Source organism: Piscinibacter sp. HJYY11, from assembly GCF_016735515.1.
Classification (GTDB): Bacteria; Pseudomonadota; Gammaproteobacteria; order Burkholderiales; family Burkholderiaceae_C; genus Rhizobacter.
In genome coordinates, this window is the sequence record NZ_JAERQZ010000001.1 from 1,671,067 (window position 1) to 1,689,606 (window position 18,540).

At 67.6% G+C, this 18,540-nt stretch carries 17 protein-coding genes and 1 tRNA gene; 8 read left to right on the forward strand and 10 right to left on the reverse strand.

The features are described from left to right. Position 1 precedes the first annotated feature (1 nt). Entirely contained in the window at positions 2-517 is a 516-nt protein-coding gene (locus JI745_RS07530) for a GNAT family N-acetyltransferase (RefSeq protein ID WP_201805110.1), read from the reverse strand. Between the two features lie 51 nt (positions 518-568). Further along, positions 569-1,465 carry an alpha/beta hydrolase gene (locus JI745_RS07535; protein ID WP_201805112.1) on the reverse strand — a complete coding sequence of 299 codons (897 nt, stop codon included), beginning with the start codon at positions 1,463-1,465 and terminating at the stop codon, positions 569-571. 133 nt (positions 1,466-1,598) lie between these two features. Here JI745_RS07535 and JI745_RS07540 point away from each other — a divergent pair, with 133 nt between their 5' ends. Continuing rightward, on the forward strand, positions 1,599-3,842 hold the full coding sequence (locus tag JI745_RS07540) for a winged helix-turn-helix domain-containing protein (RefSeq protein ID WP_201805114.1): 2,244 nt from the start codon (positions 1,599-1,601) through the stop codon (positions 3,840-3,842). A 140-nt stretch (positions 3,843-3,982) separates the two neighbouring features. On the opposite strand, the gene JI745_RS07545 is transcribed toward JI745_RS07540, so the two are convergent. The 4 genes from JI745_RS07545 to JI745_RS07560 form a co-directional block, all read right to left on the reverse strand. Then, the gene (locus tag JI745_RS07545) at positions 3,983-4,354 is read right to left on the reverse strand and encodes a hypothetical protein (RefSeq protein WP_201805116.1); all 372 of its coding nucleotides are present in this window, start codon (positions 4,352-4,354) and stop codon (positions 3,983-3,985) included. Beyond that, entirely contained in the window at positions 4,351-6,549 is a 2,199-nt protein-coding gene (locus tag JI745_RS07550; protein ID WP_201805118.1) for a toll/interleukin-1 receptor domain-containing protein, read from the reverse strand. The genes JI745_RS07545 and JI745_RS07550 overlap by 4 nt, the downstream gene beginning before the upstream one ends. Then, a complete protein-coding gene (locus JI745_RS07555) occupies positions 6,546-7,157 on the reverse strand; it encodes a hypothetical protein (protein ID WP_201805120.1) in 612 nt (203 codons plus the stop codon). The genes JI745_RS07550 and JI745_RS07555 overlap by 4 nt, the downstream gene beginning before the upstream one ends. Before the next feature lie 73 nt (positions 7,158-7,230). Next, positions 7,231-7,482, reverse strand: coding sequence for a hypothetical protein (locus tag JI745_RS07560; RefSeq protein ID WP_201805122.1), 252 nt, complete (start codon positions 7,480-7,482; stop codon positions 7,231-7,233). Between the two features lie 154 nt (positions 7,483-7,636). On the opposite strand from JI745_RS07560, the gene JI745_RS07565 reads away from it, so the two are divergent. The 5 genes from JI745_RS07565 to JI745_RS07585 all read left to right on the forward strand — a co-directional run bounded on the left by JI745_RS07565 (position 7,637) and on the right by JI745_RS07585 (position 14,194). Beyond that, positions 7,637-8,566 (forward strand): alpha/beta fold hydrolase, encoded by a 930-nt coding sequence (locus tag JI745_RS07565; RefSeq protein WP_201805124.1) that lies wholly within the window; start codon positions 7,637-7,639, stop codon positions 8,564-8,566. 51 nt (positions 8,567-8,617) lie between these two features. After that, positions 8,618-9,722 (forward strand): peptide chain release factor 2 gene (gene prfB, locus JI745_RS07570; RefSeq protein WP_201805126.1). Its coding sequence is split into 2 segments (ribosomal slippage): positions 8,618-8,698 and positions 8,700-9,722, totalling 1,104 coding nucleotides; the frame shifts between segments, so codons are not numbered across the junction. Between the two features lie 21 nt (positions 9,723-9,743). Next, positions 9,744-12,443, forward strand: coding sequence for an aminopeptidase N (gene pepN, locus JI745_RS07575; protein WP_201805127.1), 2,700 nt, complete (start codon positions 9,744-9,746; stop codon positions 12,441-12,443). Then, on the forward strand, positions 12,440-13,456 hold the full coding sequence (locus JI745_RS07580; protein WP_201805129.1) for a class 1 fructose-bisphosphatase: 1,017 nt from the start codon (positions 12,440-12,442) through the stop codon (positions 13,454-13,456). Before pepN ends, JI745_RS07580 begins: the two co-directional genes overlap by 4 nt. A gap of 66 nt (positions 13,457-13,522) precedes the next feature. After that, complete coding sequence (locus JI745_RS07585) at positions 13,523-14,194, forward strand: histidine phosphatase family protein (protein ID WP_201805133.1); 672 nt, start codon at positions 13,523-13,525, stop codon at positions 14,192-14,194. A 9-nt stretch (positions 14,195-14,203) separates the two neighbouring features. On the opposite strand, the gene JI745_RS07590 is transcribed toward JI745_RS07585, so the two are convergent. Then, on the reverse strand, positions 14,204-14,461 hold the full coding sequence (locus JI745_RS07590; protein ID WP_201805134.1) for a DUF4212 domain-containing protein: 258 nt from the start codon (positions 14,459-14,461) through the stop codon (positions 14,204-14,206). 85 nt (positions 14,462-14,546) lie between these two features. Here JI745_RS07590 and JI745_RS07595 point away from each other — a divergent pair. Then, positions 14,547-14,622, forward strand: a tRNA-Thr gene (locus tag JI745_RS07595). A gap of 61 nt (positions 14,623-14,683) precedes the next feature. Then, on the forward strand, positions 14,684-15,088 hold the full coding sequence (locus JI745_RS07600; protein ID WP_236674933.1) for a VanZ family protein: 405 nt from the start codon (positions 14,684-14,686) through the stop codon (positions 15,086-15,088). A 9-nt stretch (positions 15,089-15,097) separates the two neighbouring features. Here JI745_RS07600 and JI745_RS07605 read toward each other — a convergent pair whose 3' ends face one another. The 3 genes from JI745_RS07605 to JI745_RS07615 form a co-directional block, all read right to left on the reverse strand. Then, positions 15,098-15,373: a hypothetical protein gene (locus JI745_RS07605; RefSeq protein WP_201805135.1), complete on the reverse strand. Its 276-nt coding sequence runs from the start codon at positions 15,371-15,373 to the stop codon at positions 15,098-15,100. Positions 15,374-15,482: 109 nt separating this feature from the next. Then, positions 15,483-17,204, reverse strand: a complete 1,722-nt coding sequence (locus tag JI745_RS07610) for a diguanylate cyclase (protein WP_201805136.1) — start codon at positions 17,202-17,204, stop codon at positions 15,483-15,485. Positions 17,205-17,231: 27 nt separating this feature from the next. Further along, positions 17,232-18,533 carry a hemolysin family protein gene (locus tag JI745_RS07615; protein ID WP_201805137.1) on the reverse strand — a complete coding sequence of 434 codons (1,302 nt, stop codon included), beginning with the start codon at positions 18,531-18,533 and terminating at the stop codon, positions 17,232-17,234. Positions 18,534-18,540: the final 7 nt, after the last annotated feature.

Here is an 18,540-nt window from a genome sequence, read left to right on the forward strand (position 1 = left end):
CTCACTTGCCGGCGAGTGCCAGCAACGCATCGCCCGTCACGCGCGACAGGCGCCAGTCGGGCATCACGGTGGCGCCCATGCGCTGGTAGAAGCGGATCGCGTTCTCGTTCCAGTCGAGCACGCACCACTCGAACCGGCCGTAGCCGCGGTCGACCGCCAGCTTGGCCAGGCGGACGAGCATCGCCTCCCCAATGCCGTTGCCGCGGTGGGCCGGCTGCACGTAGAGGTCTTCGAGGTAGAGGCCGGGCTGCGCGAGGAAGGTCGAGAAGTTGGTGAAGTAGAGCGCGAAGGCCACCACCTCGCCGTCGAGCTCGGCCACCATGGCCTCGGCCACCGGCTTCTCGCCGAAGAGATGCGGGCGCAGCTTCTCCGGCGTGACCTGCAGCAGGTGGGTGAGCTTCTCGAATTCGGCCAGCTCGCGGATCAGGCCGACGATGGCCTGCACGTCGCGCAACTCGGCGGCGCGCAGCGTGAGGTTGAGGGAACCGGTGGTGTCAGGGGCGGGTTGGGCAGGCATGGCGCCGATTCTGTCAGCCCGCGCACGCCCCCACATCACATATGGGCCTGATCAGGCCGTTGCTTCGAGGGGTTGCGCCGGCACCAGCAAAGGCTCACGCGGCTGCACCGGCAGGTGCTGGCAGAAGAAATCGACGACGTGGGTGATGTACAGCGGCAGCGCCTCGTGCAGCGTGCCGGCGTGCGACTGGCTGGCGGTGAGCCACAACCGGGCGGCGCAGGCCTCGGCCACCGCCTGTGCCACGGCCGGAGGCACCACGCGGTCGCCCCGTCCGTGCACGACCATCACCGCGCGTGAGCGCAGCGAGGCCAGGTCGCCCAACCAGGGGCGCCGACCCAGGTCGACGCCCGAGAGCAACCGGCCGAGCCAGCGCGCCAGCGGCATCAGCACCTCGGCCGGCGAGCGCGCTTCGACGGGGATGTCGTGACGCGGACTGTCGGCCACCACTGCGGCGATGGCGGGCTCTTCGGCGGCTGCCATCAGGGCCGAGCACGCGCCGAGCGATGCGCCGATCACGCCGATGTGCCCTGGCGCAAACCCCTGGGCCAGCAGGTAGTCGACGGCACCCAGAACGTCGTGCCGCTCCGACTCGCCGTGGCCGCGCAGCCGCGTGACGAGCACCGTGATGCCGCGCGAGCGCAGGGCCTGGGCCAAGGTGCGCACGTGCAGGCTGCGGCCCTCCACGCGCGCATCGCTGCCCCAGCAGCCGACCTGCCCGACCACCAGCACCACCGCAGAGCAAGACGCCGCGCCCGCGTGCAGGAGCGTCGCCGAGATGCGGGCCCGGCCGTCGCGCGAGGGGAAGTCGACCTCTCGGCACTCGAGCGCGCCGACCAGCGACGGCGCGGCCACCGATTCCCACTGCAGGCGTTTCCACCAGCTGGCCAGGCTGGAGAGCCCGCCGGCCATGGCGGCGGCGATCGGTGCAAGCTGCAAGGCGTGGTTCATGTGCGGCCCCGTGGACAACTGTGTGGGATGAGTTTCCAGTGTTCGCCCCGCCCTCGCCTCCTGTCCTTGAAGGATCTGAAGCGTTCTGAATTAGGGGGGCGATGGCTTAAATTCGGGAGCAGGAGGCGCCCCCGTGCCAAGCCAGGCAGATCAACCCCACCGTTTCGACCGCATCGAGGTCCGGCCGGCCCAGCGCCAGCTGCTCGTCGACGGGCGGCCGGCCGCGCTGGGCGCACGCGCGTTCGATCTGCTGCTGGCGCTGATCGAGCATCGCGACCGGGTGGTGTCGAAGAACGAGCTGCTCGATCTGGTGTGGCCGGGGCTCGTGGTCGAAGAGAACAACCTGCAGGTGCAGGTGTCGACGCTGCGCAAGTTGCTGGGGCCGAAGGCGATCGCGACGGTGCCGGGGCGGGGCTATCGCTTCACGCTGGAGGGAGAGGCCGCGGTGCCACCAACGGCCACGCCGCAAGCACCGACCGCACCTCGCACCCCAGTGCTGCCGCAACGGCCACAGCCGATCGTCGGGCGGGATGAAGACCTCGTCGCCCTGCTGTCGCTGCTGGACGCACACCCGCTCGTCACGCTCGTCGGGCCGGGCGGCATCGGCAAGACGACGCTGGCCCACGGCGCGGCGCAGGCACGGGCCACCGCCTGGGCGGATGGCTGCACCTGGGTCGAACTCGCAGCACTCACGGATGGCCAGCTCGTCGCCGGCACGATCGCCCAGGCGCTGGAGCTGCAGCTGAGCCCCGGGCACGACGCCATCGCCGCACTCGTGGCGGCGCTCAAGCCGATGCAACTGCTGCTGGTGCTCGACAACGCGGAGCACCTGGCCGATGCCGTCGCCCGCATCGCCGTCGCGGTGATGCGCGATGCGCCTGGGGTACGCCTGCTCGTCACGAGCCAGAGCCCCCTGCGCGTGCAGGGCGAGCAGCTGCTGCGGCTGGAAGCCCTCGCCACGCCGAAGGTGGGCTGCACGCTCGCCGAGGCTTCCCGGTACGGCGCCGTCGCGTTGTTCGCAGAGCGCGCACGTGCCGCCGACCGTCGCTTCGCACTGAGCGACGAGAACCTGCCTCACGTCCTGGAGATCTGCCGCCGCCTCGACGGCCTGCCACTCGCCCTGGAGCTTGCAGCCGCCCGCGTGCCCCTGCTCGGCGTGCGCGGCGTGGCCGAGCGGCTGGACGATCGCTTCAAGCTGCTGTCCGGCGGCAGCCGCTCGGCGCCCACGCGGCAGCAGACGCTGCAGGCGGCGTTGGAGTGGAGCCTGGGGCTGCTGCCTGAGGCCGAGCGGCAACTGTTCCTGAAGCTTGGCGTGTTCGCGGGGGGGTTCACGCTGGCACTGGCGAGTGACGTGCTGGCGAGCGATGGGGTTGACGACTGGGCGTTGATCGATGCACTGGCGAGGCTGGCCGAACATTCACTGCTCAGTGTGAGCGGGGCAGAGGTGCCGCGATATGGCTTGAGCGAAACGGCGCGGGCTTACGCTCTGTCGTCATCCAGCGAAGCGCCGCCACCGCGCGAGCGGCATGCACAAACGATGCAGCGCTTCTTCGACTCGGCACCAGCCGATTGGCTGCGCATGCCAGACGCCCTTTGGCTGGCACGCTACGAGCCTGAACTCGACAACCTGCGTGCCGCGCTCGCGTTCGCCTATTCGCGGCGCGACGACGCCCTTGCTGTGGTCTCGCTCGTCGGCTCAGCGGCGCCGCTGTGGCACCACCTGTCACTCTACGACGAGGCCCGCCGCTGGCACGAGCGCAGCGAAGCGCTCGTGACCGACAACACCCCAGGGCCCCTGGCTGCGCGTTGGTGGCGGGCTGCACAGTGGGCGTGGACAGCAACCGACCCCGAGCGCGCGCGGGCTGCGGCGGCCAAGGCGCAGGCACTGTACCGGCAGCTCGGCGACGTACACGGGCTCTATGCCGAGCTCACCGGCCTCGCCGGCATGTGGCGAGAGCCGAACCCAATGGCCGATGCGGCCCTCAGCGAAGCCTTGGCGCTGGAAAGACCGGACTGGCCTGCGCGCGAACGCGCGTGGGGCCAGCGTGCGCGGGCCGACGTTGCACGAGCCAACGGACGGATGGCCGAAAGCCGCATCGCTCGCGAAGCTGAGCTCTCGCTGCGCACGCAGGCAGGTGACGAGCGCGGCCGCCTGCGCGCCCTGGCCCTTCTTGCTGAGCTGGCCGACGCCGAAAAATGCTTCGACGAAGCCATCGGCCGCTGGCAAGCACTGATTGGCGAGCTGCGCAGCCGACGATCAGCTGCAGCGCTGGCATCGGCGCTGCGAGGGCTGGCAAAGGCCTTGACAGGAGCGGGGCGGATGCACGAAGCCGAGAACTGTCTCGCGGACGCGGCGAGGCTTGTTCCGACGCGCTGAGGTGGCCATCTGGCGCGGTTCTGGATGATCGGGCCACTGGCCACCTTGGCGAGCTCTTGTTTGGTCAGAGGACGGAACAGACGGCCTTCAAGGTACATCTGCCGATTTGCCCCTCTGATCTAACTTTGACTACTCACAATTTAGCGGTGCTGGTTCTGAACGATGGGGTCCAGTACTGCAGTCAAACCGGTCGCCACTTCCTTGACGCTAACGTTGTACGCATAGGCCAGACCGTCCGCGTTCTTGTTCTTCACGGTTGCCAACCTTCCTTCGCGATCAACCTTCACCTCACCGAACGACTTTTTTGCGCCGGGGGAAGTGAAGACGATCGCCGACCCGTCAGTCACAAAGCTGTAGCCCCTGGTGTCGAGCTTCCACTGAATCGTCAACGGCGCGTTGTCGTACTGCGTCAGATCCAGAACCTCAGGCGTGACGGCAAGCTGAATGTGGAGGCCAGGGGCCTTGCGGTAGGCGACAACATGCACCGTGATGGTCTGTTCCTTCGAGGTCATTTCTTAGCTCCTGATGTTTCATGTTGATATTCGCCCCCGCCCCGCACGGCGGCCAACTGCTTAGCAAGATCGGCGTATGCAGGGTGCCGATAGAAAGAACCTTCGATTCGTGCCGCCATGGCCCGTGCTTTCTGGACATCGCCCAGCTCAAGCGTCGCGCGCGCCAAAGGAGTCAAGATCGCCCCATCAGAAAGATCGGCATAGCGCATCAGCTCCAATTCGGCTCGCTGCCATGCGGCGCGAGCTTCCGCGGGCCGGAAACCCTTCCACAAAGATCCAAGGGAGACGGCAACGTTCGCGATGTCTATCGCCAAGCGAGAACGGTCAGGAGTGTCGGCCGTTAGCTTTCCACTCACCTCCGCAAGAAAGCGGTTCATGCGAACTGCCAAATCGGCACGCTCATCGCCGGCCGCCAGTGCGGCAGACAAAGTGAGCAAACGTGCGTTGAGCCGGACAGCGTACTGGACGCTCCAACTACCCGCACCATTGAACCCTTCGACGCAAGCCTTGCCGCGCCCAAGCTCCACTTTGGCTGCTTGTCGTTGCCCAAGAGCCAGCAGTATTTCGGTCTGCCGCAATCGCACGAAGCACTCATCGCCGCGCCAAAACAAGTTGTGCGGATCGATCGCAGTCAGCACTCTCACCGCTTGCAGACTTTGCGACACATGGTCTTGCGCGCTGGCGAGCCGCCCCATGGCCAACTCATAGTGGCTCAGCATGCTCCAACTAAGCAGGATCCCACGTTGAACCTGACTGTTTTCGCGCGCGCCCGGGGCCTGCCGTAGTACCTCAAGCTTGTTGCGTTGCTCCGCACTGGCTTTTTGATAGTTGCCCAATAACTCAAAGGCATCGGCCTGCCAACCATGAACCTGCGCAAGGTCGAAACGCAGGTCGGGCTTCTTTTCGACCAGTTCCACCAAGAGGCCTTCAGCGGATCCAAAGGATTGAAGTGCTGTCGTCGGCCTTTCGGTACCGAGTTGCACCATCCCGAGGTTGACACGTGCAAAGGCTACTTCTGCTAGCCAATCGAGATTGCCCTTGTCGATTGAACTCAACTGCTGCGCCAACCGAAGGTAATCTTCAAACTTTGCCTCTGCTGTCTTTGCATCTGACCTCTTCCAAGCCGCGTAGCCAACCCAGAAGACGCTCTGCGCGTGGTCGAAGATTCGCTGAGGGTCGCCCCGATCCTTCACAAGCAACCTTGCCGTCGTCTCCGCAGCCTGCTCGAACGCCTTCTGCGCCTCGACCGGCTGCCCTCTCAAATCGCGGATCTCGCCGATCAGGTGCATCGCTCGTGACCGATGGCCCAGTGCGTTTGCGTCAAGCGTGCTGGCGTCCTGCCCGCTGTAGTACCCCAGCGCCTTCTCACCCACCGAGTCCAGCACCTCCAGCCGTCCCACCGGCTCGAGCTTCTTGCGCAGATCTCCCAGCATGAACTCGATCAGCCCTTCCGCCTGCTGCCGCTGATACTGCGCCTCGTTGCGCGCTTGAACCGCCATCACCGCGAGAAACGCAAAGACGACCACGCCGACCGCGGACGAAGCAGCCAACGCGGTGAGCCACCGCACGCGCCGCTGCACATCACGCCGCACCAGCTCATCGAACGGCACCCCGAGCATCCCGGCCAGCAGCTTGAGCGCCGCGCGATGCGCCCCATCGCCCTGCTTGCGCATGTCGGCGGCAATCGGCTCCAGCGTCTCGCCTTCGGCCTTGCCCTCGGGCGTCAGCGCCCGGCGCAGCGCCGGCGGGAAGCACTCCTCGGCCTCGCGCCCGGGCACGTCGCTCGCGAACGGCTCTCCACGCGCGATCAGCGCCAGCACACGCCGCTCGCCGTGCAGCTTCTTGAACTCGATGATTTCGCGGTTGACCCAGGGCGAGCGGGCCGAGTCGGGCGTGCACACCACGATGAGCCACCGGCTGCGTGTCAAGGCTTCCTGCACGCTGGCTTTCAGGTCGCTCCCGGCGTGCAGCTCGTCGCGGTCGCGGAAGACCGGCGACACGCGCGCCGGCACCGCGCCATGCGAGGTCTCGCGCCCTACCAGGCGCTTCGGCACGCGGTAGGTTTCGAGCTGCTTCTGCAGGCGCTTCGCGATGGCCTTGTCGTGGTGGCTGTAGCTCAGGAAGGCCCAGTACCGAAACGCCTCGCCCGCGTCAGGCCGCGACGGCTCCTGGGGCGAGACCAGCCGCAGGTTCACCCCGCCCTCACCACGTGAGACACCACCGCCGCCAGTTGCGCCGGCCGGCACCGCCGGGCAGGCGCCCCTTCGTACGCACTCAGGCCCCGCACAGGCTGACCCTGCCGTTGCCAGATCAACACCGGCGCCGCATGCAGCGCCGTCGACACGTGCACCACTGGCATGCGCCTGAGGCACGCGGCGTCCACCACCTCGGCCGTGCCGCCAGGCCCTTGCGCCGGGCGGCCGTCCCAGAGGGCGAGCAAGAGGTCGGAGCGATCGAGCAGCGCCTGGCCGGCACGGTGGTAGGCCTGGGAATTGAAACCGTGGCGCCCCGGGAGCTCCGTCACACGCTCGGCTCGGCGCAGCAAGGCATCGAACTCGCGGCGCGACGCCGCGCTCGGGAAGTCGCGCGCGTACAGGTCGCGGTCGAAGGGCAGCACCGCGTGCAGGCCATAGCCTTCGTCGAGCGCGAGGCGCGCCACATGGCGATCGGCCCCTTCGGCCAGGCCGCACACCAGCATCAGCGACACCACGCCGAGCGCACGCGCACGCTCGGCGCCCTGCGCAAGCAGCGGCTGCACCTGCGGGGTGAGGCGGTCGAGCTGGCGTTGTGAGATTCGGTTCAAGCGATGCCCCGTCACACCGATGTTCAGACCCCGGGTCGCGTCTTGCGGCACCAAGCTGGCCTCCCTGCCGCAGTCAGTCGAGCTTGTCCTTGCTGATGGCGAGCCGCGGCTCCCGGAGCATAGATGACCTTGTGACGCTTTCCACACTTTGTGCCGTCGCCGGCCTCGCGGCGTGCGACGCTGGCACCACAGCCGCCGCAGGCCCGGCCGCCGACGAAGCAGCGAATGCGGACGCCGCGAAGGCGGCAATCGCCAGCACCACGGCCAGGCTCCACATGGCCGACAGCAGCACCGTGGCCGGGCGCTCGAACTGGGTCTTGAACATGGCGTCTCCGCAGGCGTGATAAGGGATGCCGGCACTGTCTTCCGGTCGCCCGCGGGCGTCTTGAACCGCACCTGAAAAGTCCTGAAACCGGCGGCGGCCGTGTCTGTCACGGCTTCGACAGCGACGACCCGGGGTGCCGCCTAAGATCGTTCGCATGACCGACACCGCCTATGTGGCGCGGCGAGCAAGCCGCAGCGAATTCCTCCCCATCCGGGGCCTGAAGTACCACCTGCGCCACTGGGGCGACCCCGGCACCGTGAGCCCGGAGCGCCCGCCGCTCTTGATGATGCATGGCTGGATGGACGTAGGCGCGTCGTTCCAGTTCGTCGTCGACGCCCTCTCCGACGATCGCTATGTGGTCGCCGCCGACTGGCGCGGCTTCGGTCTCACCGAGACGCCCAATGAAGACAGCTACTGGTTCGCCGACTACCTGGGCGACCTGGACGGGATCGTCGATGCGGTGCTCAAGCCCTTCCCCGGGCTGGAACAGATCGACCTCGTGGGCCACAGCATGGGCGGCAACGTGGTCATGCTCTACGGCGGCGTTCGACCGGCGCGCATCCGCCGCCTGGTCAACCTCGAAGGCTTCGGCATGCCGGCCACGGTGCCCAAGATGGCGCCCAAGCGCTACACGGCGTGGCTCGACGAGCTGAAGCAGCCGGTCGAGATCCGGCCCTATGCCAGCCAGGCGGCCGTGGCCGCGCGCTTGCAAAAGACCAATCCCCTGCTACGCAGCGACCGCGCCCACTGGCTGGCCGGCCACTGGTCGAAGCAGGACGAAAACGGCCTGTGGCAGATCCTCGGCGACCCGGCCCACAAGCGCAGCAACCCGCTGCTCTACCAGCGTGACGAGGTGATGGCCTGCTGGGCCCAGATCACGGCCCCGCTGCTGTGGGTGGAAGGCGACCAGACCGACGCTGGCAAGTGGTGGAGCGGCCGCTACAGCAAGGAAGAGTTCCACGAGCGGCTGAAGGTTGTGGCCTCGCCGGTCACCAAGGCCGTGCTGGCCCCGGCCGGCCACATGCTTCACCACGATCAGCCCGAGGCATTGGCCCGGCACCTGGAGGCCTTCCTCGGGGCGTGAGTTCTCCTCGGCGTGACACAATTGCGGGCTTCAGAAAACAAGGCCCGAATCATGGACGTCGAACACATCAATGCCATTGGCAACTCCCTGGCCGACCTGAGCAAACGCACGGTCGACCTTCGGGGGTATCTTTGACTACGACCGCAAAGCACTGCGGCTGAACGAAGTCAACGCCGCGCTGGAGAACCCCAAGGTCTGGGACGACCCCAAGCGCGCGCAGGAACTGGGGCGCGAGAAGCGCACGCTGGAGCAGGTGGTCGAGACCATCAACCACCTGACCACCAACCTGGCCGACAACTCCGAGCTGTACGACATGGCCAAGGCCGAGGGCGACGAAGGCTCGCTGCTGGCCATCGAGGCCGAGACGGCCAAGCTCGAAGAGACCGTCAAGCAGCTCGAATTCCGCCGGATGTTCAACAACCCGGCCGACCCGAGCAACTGCTTCATCGACATCCAGGCCGGCGCCGGCGGCACCGAGGCCTGCGACTGGGCCGGCATGCTGCTGCGCCAGTACCTCAAGTACTGCGAGCGCAAGGGCTTCAAGACGACGATGGAAGACGAGACGCCGGGCGACGTGGCCGGCATCAAGAGCGCCACCATCAAGGTGGAAGGCGACTACGCCTTCGGCCTGCTGCGCACCGAGACCGGCGTGCACCGCCTGGTGCGCAAGAGCCCGTTCGACTCGGCCGGCGGCCGCCACACGAGCTTCGCCTCGCTCTTCGTCTACCCCGAGGTCGACGACTCGATCGAGATCGAGATCAACCCGTCCGACGTGCGCACCGACACCTTCCGCGCCAGCGGCGCCGGCGGCCAGCACATCAACAAGACCGACTCGGCGGTGCGCCTCACGCACATCCCGACCGGCATCGTGGTGCAGTGCCAGGACGGCCGCAGCCAGCACAGCAACCGAGACGTGGCGTGGAAGCGCCTGCGCTCGCGCCTGTACGACCACGAGATGCGCAAGCGCATGGAAGAGCAGCAGAAGCTCGAAGACGGCAAGACCGACGTAGGCTGGGGCCACCAGATCCGCTCTTACGTGCTCGACCAGAGCCGCATCAAGGACCTGCGCACCAACGTCGAGATCTCCAACACCCAGAAGGTGCTGGACGGCGACCTGGACGCCTTCATCGAAGCCAGCCTCAAGCAGGGCGTTTAAGACAAGAACGGAGACACACGAATGCGTGAAGGCACCGCTCCCCTGATCCGCCGCGAAGACTACGCGCCGCCGGCGTACTGGATCCGCACGGTCGACCTGACCTTCGACCTCGACCCGGTGAAGACGCTGGTCATCAACCGCATGCAGGTCGAGCGCAACACCGCGCTGCCGGCGCAGCCGCTGCGTCTGCATGGCGAAGACATCACGCTCACGCGCGTGCTCGTGAACAACGAGTCGGTGTCGTTCCGCCATGAAGACGGCATGCTGGTGATCGACTCGCTGCCCGACACACCGTTCACGCTGGAGATCCGCAACACCTGCTGCCCGGAGAAGAACACGCAGCTGTCGGGCCTTTACACCTCGGGCGGCGGCTTCTTCACGCAGTGCGAGGCCGAAGGCTTCCGCCGCATCACCTACTTCCTCGACCGGCCCGACGTGATGGCGGTCTACACGGTGACGCTGCGCGCCGCGAAGAAGCAGTACCCGGTGCTGCTCTCGAACGGCAACCTCGTCGAGCAGGGCGAGATGATGGCCGGCGTGTACGGCCCGCGGCATTACGCGAAGTGGCACGACCCGTTCCCGAAGCCGAGCTATCTCTTCGCGCTGGTCGCGGCCGACCTCGTCACGCGCGAGCAGCTGATCCGCACGCGCTCGGGCAAGGAGCACCTGCTGCAGGTGCACGTGCGCCGGGGTGACCTCGAGAAGACCGAGCACGCGATGAACTCGCTGATCGCGTCAGTCGTGTGGGACGAAGCCCGCTTCGGCCTGCCGCTCGATCTGGAGCGTTTCATGATCGTCGCCGTGGGCGACTTCAACATGGGCGCGATGGAGAACAAGGGCTTGAACATCTTCAACACGAAGTACGTTCTGGCCAACCCGGCGACCGCCACCGACGCCGACTACGCCGGCATCGAGAGCGTGGTCGGCCACGAGTACTTCCACAACTGGACGGGCAACCGCATCACATGCCGGGACTGGTTCCAGCTGAGCCTGAAGGAGGGCCTCACGGTCTTCCGCGACCAGGAGTTCAGCATGGACATGGCCGGCACGCCTACCGCCCGCGCCGTGAAGCGCATCGAAGACGTGCGCACGCTGCGCCAAGTGCAGTTCCCCGAAGACGCCGGCTCCATGGCCCACCCGGTGCGGCCCGACAGCTACGTCGAGATCAACAACTTCTACACCGCCACCGTCTACGAGAAGGGATCGGAGGTGGTGCGCATGATGCAGACCCTGGTCGGCCGGGACGGCTTCGCCAAGGGCATCACCAAATACTTCGAGCGCCACGACGGCCAGGCCGTGACCTGCGACGACTTCGCGCAGGCCATCGCGGATGCCAACCCCGAGAGCCCGCTCGCTGCCCTTCTGACGCAGTTCAAGCGCTGGTACAGCCAGGCCGGCACGCCGCGCGTCACCGCGCGCGGCCGCTACGACGCGCACACCCGCACCTACACGCTGGGCATCGAGCAAAACGCCCTGCCCTCGCCCGGCCAGCCGGTGAAGCAGGCGTATGTGATCCCGCTCGCGATGGGGCTCGTCGGCCGCGACGGCACCGCACTGCCGCTGCAACTGGAAGGCGAATCGGCGCCGGTCGGCACCGAGCGTGTGCTGGTGCTCAACGAAGCGCGCAGCTTCTTCACCTTCGTCAACGTCGACCAGGAGCCGGTGCCCTCGCTGCTGCGCGGCTTCTCGGCGCCGGTGGTGCTCAACGACCACCTGAGCGACGCCGACCTGCTGGTGCTGCTGCAGCACGACTCCGACGCCTTCAACCGCTGGGAAGCCGGCCAGCGCCTCGCGCTGAACCGCCTGCTCGCCGCGGTGAACGGCACCGGCCCCGCCCAGCTCGACGACGCGTTCATCGACGCCATGCGCTCGGTGCTGCGCCATCCCGAGCTCGATGCTGCCTTCAAGGACCTCGCCCTCACGCTGCCGAGCGAAGGCTACGTGGCCGAACAGCTGACCACCGTCGACCCGCAGCGCATCCACGCGGTGCGCGAAGGCATGCTGCTGCAACTGGCGCAGGCCCTGCGTGCCGACTGGGAGTGGGCGTACGAAGCGCACCAGGTCAAGGGCGGTTACTCGCCTGACCCGATCTCTTCGGGCCGCCGCGCACTGGCGAACCTGGCACTGGCGATGCTGTGCCGCGACGCCGTGGCCCGCCACGACGCCGTGTGGCCCGGCCGCGCCTACGAGCGCTTCAAGGACGCCGGCAACATGACCGACCGCCAGGGCGCCCTCGTGGCCCTGGTGCATGCGCACTCCGAGCTGGCCGAGCTGGCACTGCAGCGCTTCCACACCCTGTTCAAGGACGAGGCCCTCGTCATCGACAAGTGGTTCGCCCTGCAAGCCACCGCGCCCGAGAAGGATGGCCGTGTGTTCGAGCGCGCCAAGATCCTGCTCAAGCACCCGGACTTCTCGCTCAAGAACCCCAACCGCGCCCGCAGCCTGATCGCCGCGCTGTGCATGAACAACCCGGCCGCCTTCCATCGCGCCGATGCGGCGGGCTATGTGTTCTGGGCCGAGCGCATCCTCGAGCTCGACAGCATCAACCCGCAACTCGCCGCCCGCCTGGCGCGCGTCATGGACCGCTGGACGCAGCTGGCCGAGCCCTACCGGTCAGCGGCAGGCGAAGCGCTGCGCCGCGTGGCCGCCAAACCGGATCTGTCGAGCGACGTCGCCGAGATCGTCAACCGCGCCCTTCAACAAGAGACGACCACAGCATGAGCACCAAACGAGTCAGCCTGACCCAGTACCTCGTCGAGCAGCAGCGCCAGCACGGGCACATCCCGGCCCAGCTGCGCCTCCTGATCGAAGTGGTGGCCCGCGCCTGCAAGCGCATCAGCATCAGCGTCAACAAGGGTGCGCTCGGCGACGTGCTCGGCTCCGCGACGAGCGAGAACGTGCAGGGCGAGGTGCAGAAGAAGCTCGACATCATCGCCAACGAGGTGCTGATCGAGGCCAACGAATGGGGCGGCGCGCTCGCCGCGATGGCCAGCGAAGAGATGGAAGGCATCTACGTGGTGCCCAACCGCTACCCGCAAGGCGAATACCTGCTGCTGTTCGACCCGCTCGACGGCTCGTCGAACATCGACGTCAACGTGAGCATCGGCACCATCTTCTCGGTGCTCAAGAAGCCCGGCGACCACGAGGGCGTGAGCGAGAAGGATTTCCTCCAGCCCGGCAAGCAGCAGGTGGCGGCCGGCTACTGCGTCTACGGCCCGCAGACCACGCTGGTGCTGACGGTGGGCGACGGCGTCACCATGTTCACGCTCGATCGCGAGCAGGGCTCGTGGGTCGTGACCGCCGAAGACGTGAAGATCCCGGAAGACACCAAGGAATTCGCGATCAACATGAGCAACATGCGCCACTGGGCACCGCCCATGAAGCGCTACATCGACGAATGCCTGGCCGGCAAGACCGGCCCACGCGGGAAAGACTTCAACATGCGCTGGATCGCCAGCATGGTGGCCGACGTGCACCGCATCCTCACCCGCGGCGGCGTGTTCATGTACCCGTGGGACCAGCGCGAGCCCGAGAAGCCGGGCAAGCTGCGCCTGATGTACGAGGCCAACCCGATGGGCTTCCTCGTCGAGCAGGCCGGGGGTGCAGCGACGAACTGCAAGCAGCGCATCCTCGACCTGGAGCCGGCCAAGCTGCACGAGCGCGTGAGCGTGGTGCTGGGCTCGAAGAACGAGGTCGAGCGCATCACGGCGTATCACAACGAGGCCAAGGCCTGAGGCGAACCCCGCGGGCCGTCGCAACCGCGACATGGCCCGCGGCCGCGGAGCCAGGACAATCCGCGCATGGGAACCGTCTACCTCGTGCGCCACGGCCAGGCCTCGTTTGGCGCTGACAACTACGACCAGCTGAGCGACCTCGGCATGCGCCAGTGCCGGCGTCTCGGCGAGTACTTCCGCCACAAGGGCATCCGCTTCGACGCGGCACTGGTCGGGACACTGGAGCGCCAGAAGCAGTCGCTGGCCTGCATCGCCGAGGGACTGCAGACCCCGATCGAGCCGCTTTCGTGGCCCGGCCTCAACGAGTACGACAGCAAGGCGGTGGTGCAGGCCATCCACCCCGAGCCACTGGAGCGGCCCACCACACCCGAACTCGTGCGCGAGCACTTTCGCCTGCTGCGCGAAGGACTCGCCGCCTGGATCGAAGGCCGGACGAAGCCCGAGGGCATGATCAGCCACGCCGATTTCGTCGCCGGCATCACGAGTGCGCTCGACCATGTGCGGGCCACGCACTACAAGAAGAACGTGCTGGTCGTCTCAAGCGGCGGCCCGATCTCGACCATCGTCGCCCACACGCTGGGCGCGCCGCACAACGCGATGATCGAGATCAACCTGCGCATCCGCAACAGCTCGGTCAGCGAGCTCACCTTCACGCCCAAGCGGCACTCACTGGTGACCTACAACACGCTGCCACACCTCGACAGCGCCGAGCACCAGTCCTGGATCACCTACGCCTGAGCGGCAGGCTCACTCGTCATCATCCACGCCGTGCCGGCGATCCAGCCGGCCCATGTACCAGGCGTAGAAGCCGATGATCAGCACGTAGACGATGAGCGCGCCCTGAGCCGCCACCCAGAAGCTGAACGGCCAGCCGAAGAAGCTGAAGTCGAGGTCGCGCGCAAACCAGCCGATCACGAAGGTCACGAAGAACCACACGGCCACCAGCAGCCCGGTCACCCTGAGGTTGGCCCGCCAATAGGTTCGTTGCTGTTCGCCCGGCTCCATGGCGCGGATGATGGCATGAGGCCCACGCTCGCGCATCCCGTCACACAGGAGGCGCTGATTCGCCCGCTATAATCGCGCGCTTCACGCCGGTGTAGCTCAGTTGGTAGAGCAGCGCATTCGTAATGCGAAGGTCGGGAGTTCGACTCTCTTCACCGGCACCAATCTCTTGCCAGAAGCCAGCGTCCGTGCAAACGGCCGTTGGCTTTTTGGTTTCAGGCCCTCATGAGCTCGATCGCCTCTCCGGAACGCACGCCGCTCGCCCTTCGATTCCTGCGGGCGCGCCGCGGCTGGCAACTGCTGCTCGCGCTGCTGGTCGGCATGGTGTGCTTCCTTGCCTTCTCGCCTCGGCCGCCCGACCCGCTGAGCACCGGTTGGGACAAGCTCAACCATGGCGCCGCCTTCGCGGCGCTGACGATGACGGCGCTGCTGGCGTTTCCGAGGCCCCATCGGGCCCTGTGGGTGGTGTTGCTGGGCTTGCTCGCGTTCGGCGGGTTGATCGAGGTCGTGCAGGGTTTGGTGCCGAACCGCAGCAGCGAGTGGGCCGACCTGCTGGCCGACGCGCTTGGCATCGTCGCCGGCACGATCGTCACCTGGCCGCTGATGAGCGCCGCGTACCCGCGGCGCTGAGACACACGCTCAGCTGGCGCGCACCGCGCGGCCGTGCAGCTTTTCCCAGTACGACACGGCCTTGCTGACCCATGCCTGGTAGTGCGGGTCCTGCACGTTGTAGTACGGGATGCCGCGCTCCACGAAGCGGGCGGCGGCGCTCGCCAGGGCGGCGTCGCTGCCTTGCGAATGCTCGATTTCCTCTTCCAGCGCATGCAACGCCACGAAACGCGGCATGGGCTCGGGAGCCAGCAGGCCTTCGCGGAAGGCGATGGCGTCCATTTCGGTGGCGGTGTGTGCAGACATGCGAGGCTCCATACAGGCTGAACCTGATTTTTCGTCGGAACCGGCCGATGCTTGACCCCGAGTAAGGGCGCAGTTGCGGCCCAATTCACGCCCACCGCGGGCGCGTCGGTCAGAGCAGCCGTTGCTGCGGTGCGGCGGGGTCGTAGGAGTCGGCCACCACGACCCGGTTGCGGCCGGCCTTCTTGGCTTCGTAGAGCGCCGCGTCGGCCTGCTCGATGAGCTGGGCGGCCTCCACCGGCGCGGCACGCACGCACAGGCCGATGCTGACCGTGACCGCGAGGCCCGGCGAGACCGCGGCCCAGTCGTGATCCTGCACCGCCTGGCGCAGCCGCTCGCAGGCCTCGCGTGCCCAGGAGGGCGACGCATGCGCGAAGACGATCAGGAACTCCTCGCCGCCCATGCGCGCGATGAGGTCGCCGCCCCGCACGCGGGCGCGGAAGAGATCGGCCGTGGCCGTCAGCACCGCATCACCGACGGCGTGGCCGTGCTGGTCGTTCACGCGCTTGAAGTGGTCGAGGTCGAGCACCGCCGCAGCGATCGGCTCGCCTGAGCGGGCGCTGTGCTGCAACAGGCGGGGCAGCTCACGCTCGACCTGACGCCGGTTGCCGAGGCCGGTGAGCGGGTCGGCCAGCACGTAGCGGCGCAGCTCGCGTGCCTGGTCCTGCAGCCGCTCGGCTTCGGCGGCCATCTGCTCGGCGCGCACGCGCTGGAGTTCGGCTTCCATGCGCGAGCGTTCGGCGCCGAATCGCGCCTGGTCGAGCTCGAGCCGGTTCATCATCAGGCGGGACTGCGCGTCGTTGCGCTGCTCCAGTTGCTCGCGCGTGAGCGCGTGGTAGCGCTCATGGTGCGCCAGCGCCTCGGCGAAATCGCCACGGGCCTTGTGCGCGAGGTAGAGCTGGCGGTGCATGTCCTGCACCATCGAGTTGGCATAGAGCTCCTGTGCGCCACCGAGCGCCTCCTTCAGGATGGCGATGGCGTCGTCATGGCGCCCCAGGCGCACCATCAGCTCGGCGCGATTGCCCTCGCAGGCGAGGCCCAGCGAGCGGTGGCCATGCGCCTGCGCCAGCGCGCGGGCCTTGTCGAGCAGCACGAAAGCGGCCTTGTCCTGCCCGCTCACGCCGAGGTAGCGGCCGAGGTTCGACAGCGTCAGCGCCTCGCGGTACGCATTGCCCGACCCACGCGCGAGGATCAGCGCCTCTTCGCCATGGCGCTTGGCCCGGTCGATCGCCTCGCGCGCACCGGCGGCATCGGAGCGCGACTCGCAGGCGTCGAACGCATCCGACGCCACGACGCCCAGGTTGGTGAGCGCACGGTACGTTTCTTCCGCGCTGCCGAGCTCGCGCGCCATGCTGAGCGACTCGGCGAGAAAGCGCTCGGCCTCCTCGAAGCGGCCCAGGTGCGCCTTGGCGAGCCCGATGCGGTTGTAGGCCAGGCACAGCAGTCGCGCATCGCCGCAGGCACGCGCGGCCTCCACGCTTTCGCTCACGTGGTCGAGCGCCTCCTGGTTGAGCCCGAGGTCGAGGAAGGCCATCGCCATGTCGCACAGCACGTCGGCCCGCGCGGCGTCGTCTGCCGCTTCACGCAGCATGGGCAGCACGGCCTGGCCGGCGGCGATGGCCTGCTCGGCCAGCCCTTCGCGGCTGTTGAACATGACCAGCAGGCGCAGCGCGCGGGTGAGGCTGGCCTTGTCGTGCGCCTCGCGGGCCAGCGCTTCGGCCCGCAGCGCGAGCTCGATGCCGCGCCCATGCTCGTCGCGCGCCGCCGCGGCCTGCGCCTCGCGCAGCAGCTCATCGAGCGATGTCGTCGCGAACGGCGCCTGGGGGTTCTTCATGCCGGAAACCGCGAACGGGCGCAATCCTCAGGCCGAGACGTCGCTGGCCTGCAGCGCGGTAGCCAGCACCTTGTCGACCCGCTTGCCGTCGAGGTCGACCACCTCGAAGCGCCAGCCTTCCCATTCGACCGCATCGGCCGTCTGCGGCAGGCGGCCGAGCAGCAGCATCACCATGCCGGCAAGCGTGTTGTAGCGGCCGCGGTCTTCTTCCGGCAGCTCCTTCAGGTCGAGCCGGTCCTTCAGCTCCGGCACGGGGATGAGGCCGTCGAAGAGCCAGCTGCCGTCGTTTCGCTTCACGGCCCAGGCATCGTCGGCCGCCGGCGTGGTGAATTCACCGGTGATGGCTTCCAGCACGTCGCGCACGGTGATCACACCCTGCACCTCGCCGTATTCGTCGACCACGAACACCAGCTGCGCACTTGACACGCGGAACTGCTCCAGCAGCTCCATGCCGGTGAGCGTCTCCGGCACGAAGACCGGCGGCTGCAGCTTCTCGGTCAGCGTGAGCGGCGCGCCGTGCAACAGCTGTTGCAGCAAGGTCTGCGCCGACACGATGCCCAGCACGTCGGTCAGCCCGCCGCGGCACACGGGGTAGCGCGAATGCTCCTGCGTTTCGATGGCCACGCGCACTTCATCGGCGGTGGCGTTGGCGTCGAGCCAGACGATGTCGGTGCGCGGGATCATCATCGAGCCCACCGTGCGGTCGTCGAGGCGGAACACGTTGCGCACCATCTGGTGCTCCTGCGCCTCGATCACGCCGGCGTCCAGGCCTTCCTCGAGCTGGGCGGCGATCTCTTCTTCCGTCACCGAGCGGGTGGGGCCACCGCGGATGCCGAGCAGGCGCAGCGTCGCTTCGGTGCACCACGACAGGACCTTGACGAACGGCCGCGCGATCAGCGACAGCCACTCCATCGGGAAGGCCACCAGCCGCGCCACCGTCTCGGGGTACATCTGGCCCAGGCGCTTGGGCACGAGCTCGCCGAAGATGATGGTGAGGAAGGTGATGATGACCACCACGAGGCCGGTGGCGGAAAGCCCCGCCGCGCGCGGGCTCACGCTGAAGGTCTCGGTCAGCCAGCGCCCAAGCGGCTCGGAAAACGCCGCCTCGCCGACGATGCCGTTCAGCACCCCGATCGAGGTGATGCCGATCTGCACGGTCGAGAGGAACTTGGTCGGGTTCTCGTGCAGGTCCATCGCGACCTGGGCCCCCTTGTCGCCGGTCTCCACCATCACCTGCAGGCGAGCCCGGCGGCTGGCGGTGAGTGCCATCTCCGACATGGCGAACAGTCCGTTGAGAAGGATCAGGAAGACGAGTAGCGCGATGTCCATGCACCGG

What these genes read in the sequence shown, in the direction of transcription:
- JI745_RS07530 (WP_201805110.1), bottom strand. Translation starts at nt 517, where the DNA reads ATGCCTGCCCAACCCGCCCCTGACACCACCGGTTCCCTCAACCTCACG.
- JI745_RS07535 (WP_201805112.1), bottom strand. Translation starts at nt 1,465, where the DNA reads ATGAACCACGCCTTGCAGCTTGCACCGATCGCCGCCGCCATGGCCGGC.
- JI745_RS07545 (WP_201805116.1), bottom strand. Translation starts at nt 4,354, where the DNA reads ATGACCTCGAAGGAACAGACCATCACGGTGCATGTTGTCGCCTACCGC.
- JI745_RS07560 (WP_201805122.1), bottom strand. Translation starts at nt 7,482, where the DNA reads ATGTTCAAGACCCAGTTCGAGCGCCCGGCCACGGTGCTGCTGTCGGCC.
- JI745_RS07565 (WP_201805124.1), top strand. Translation starts at nt 7,637, where the DNA reads ATGACCGACACCGCCTATGTGGCGCGGCGAGCAAGCCGCAGCGAATTC.
- pepN (WP_201805127.1), top strand. Translation starts at nt 9,744, where the DNA reads ATGCGTGAAGGCACCGCTCCCCTGATCCGCCGCGAAGACTACGCGCCG.
- JI745_RS07580 (WP_201805129.1), top strand. Translation starts at nt 12,440, where the DNA reads ATGAGCACCAAACGAGTCAGCCTGACCCAGTACCTCGTCGAGCAGCAG.
- JI745_RS07585 (WP_201805133.1), top strand. Translation starts at nt 13,523, where the DNA reads ATGGGAACCGTCTACCTCGTGCGCCACGGCCAGGCCTCGTTTGGCGCT.
- JI745_RS07590 (WP_201805134.1), bottom strand. Translation starts at nt 14,461, where the DNA reads ATGGAGCCGGGCGAACAGCAACGAACCTATTGGCGGGCCAACCTCAGG.
- JI745_RS07600 (WP_236674933.1), top strand. Translation starts at nt 14,684, where the DNA reads ATGAGCTCGATCGCCTCTCCGGAACGCACGCCGCTCGCCCTTCGATTC.
- JI745_RS07605 (WP_201805135.1), bottom strand. Translation starts at nt 15,373, where the DNA reads ATGTCTGCACACACCGCCACCGAAATGGACGCCATCGCCTTCCGCGAA.
- JI745_RS07610 (WP_201805136.1), bottom strand. Translation starts at nt 17,204, where the DNA reads ATGAAGAACCCCCAGGCGCCGTTCGCGACGACATCGCTCGATGAGCTG.
- JI745_RS07615 (WP_201805137.1), bottom strand. Translation starts at nt 18,533, where the DNA reads ATGGACATCGCGCTACTCGTCTTCCTGATCCTTCTCAACGGACTGTTC.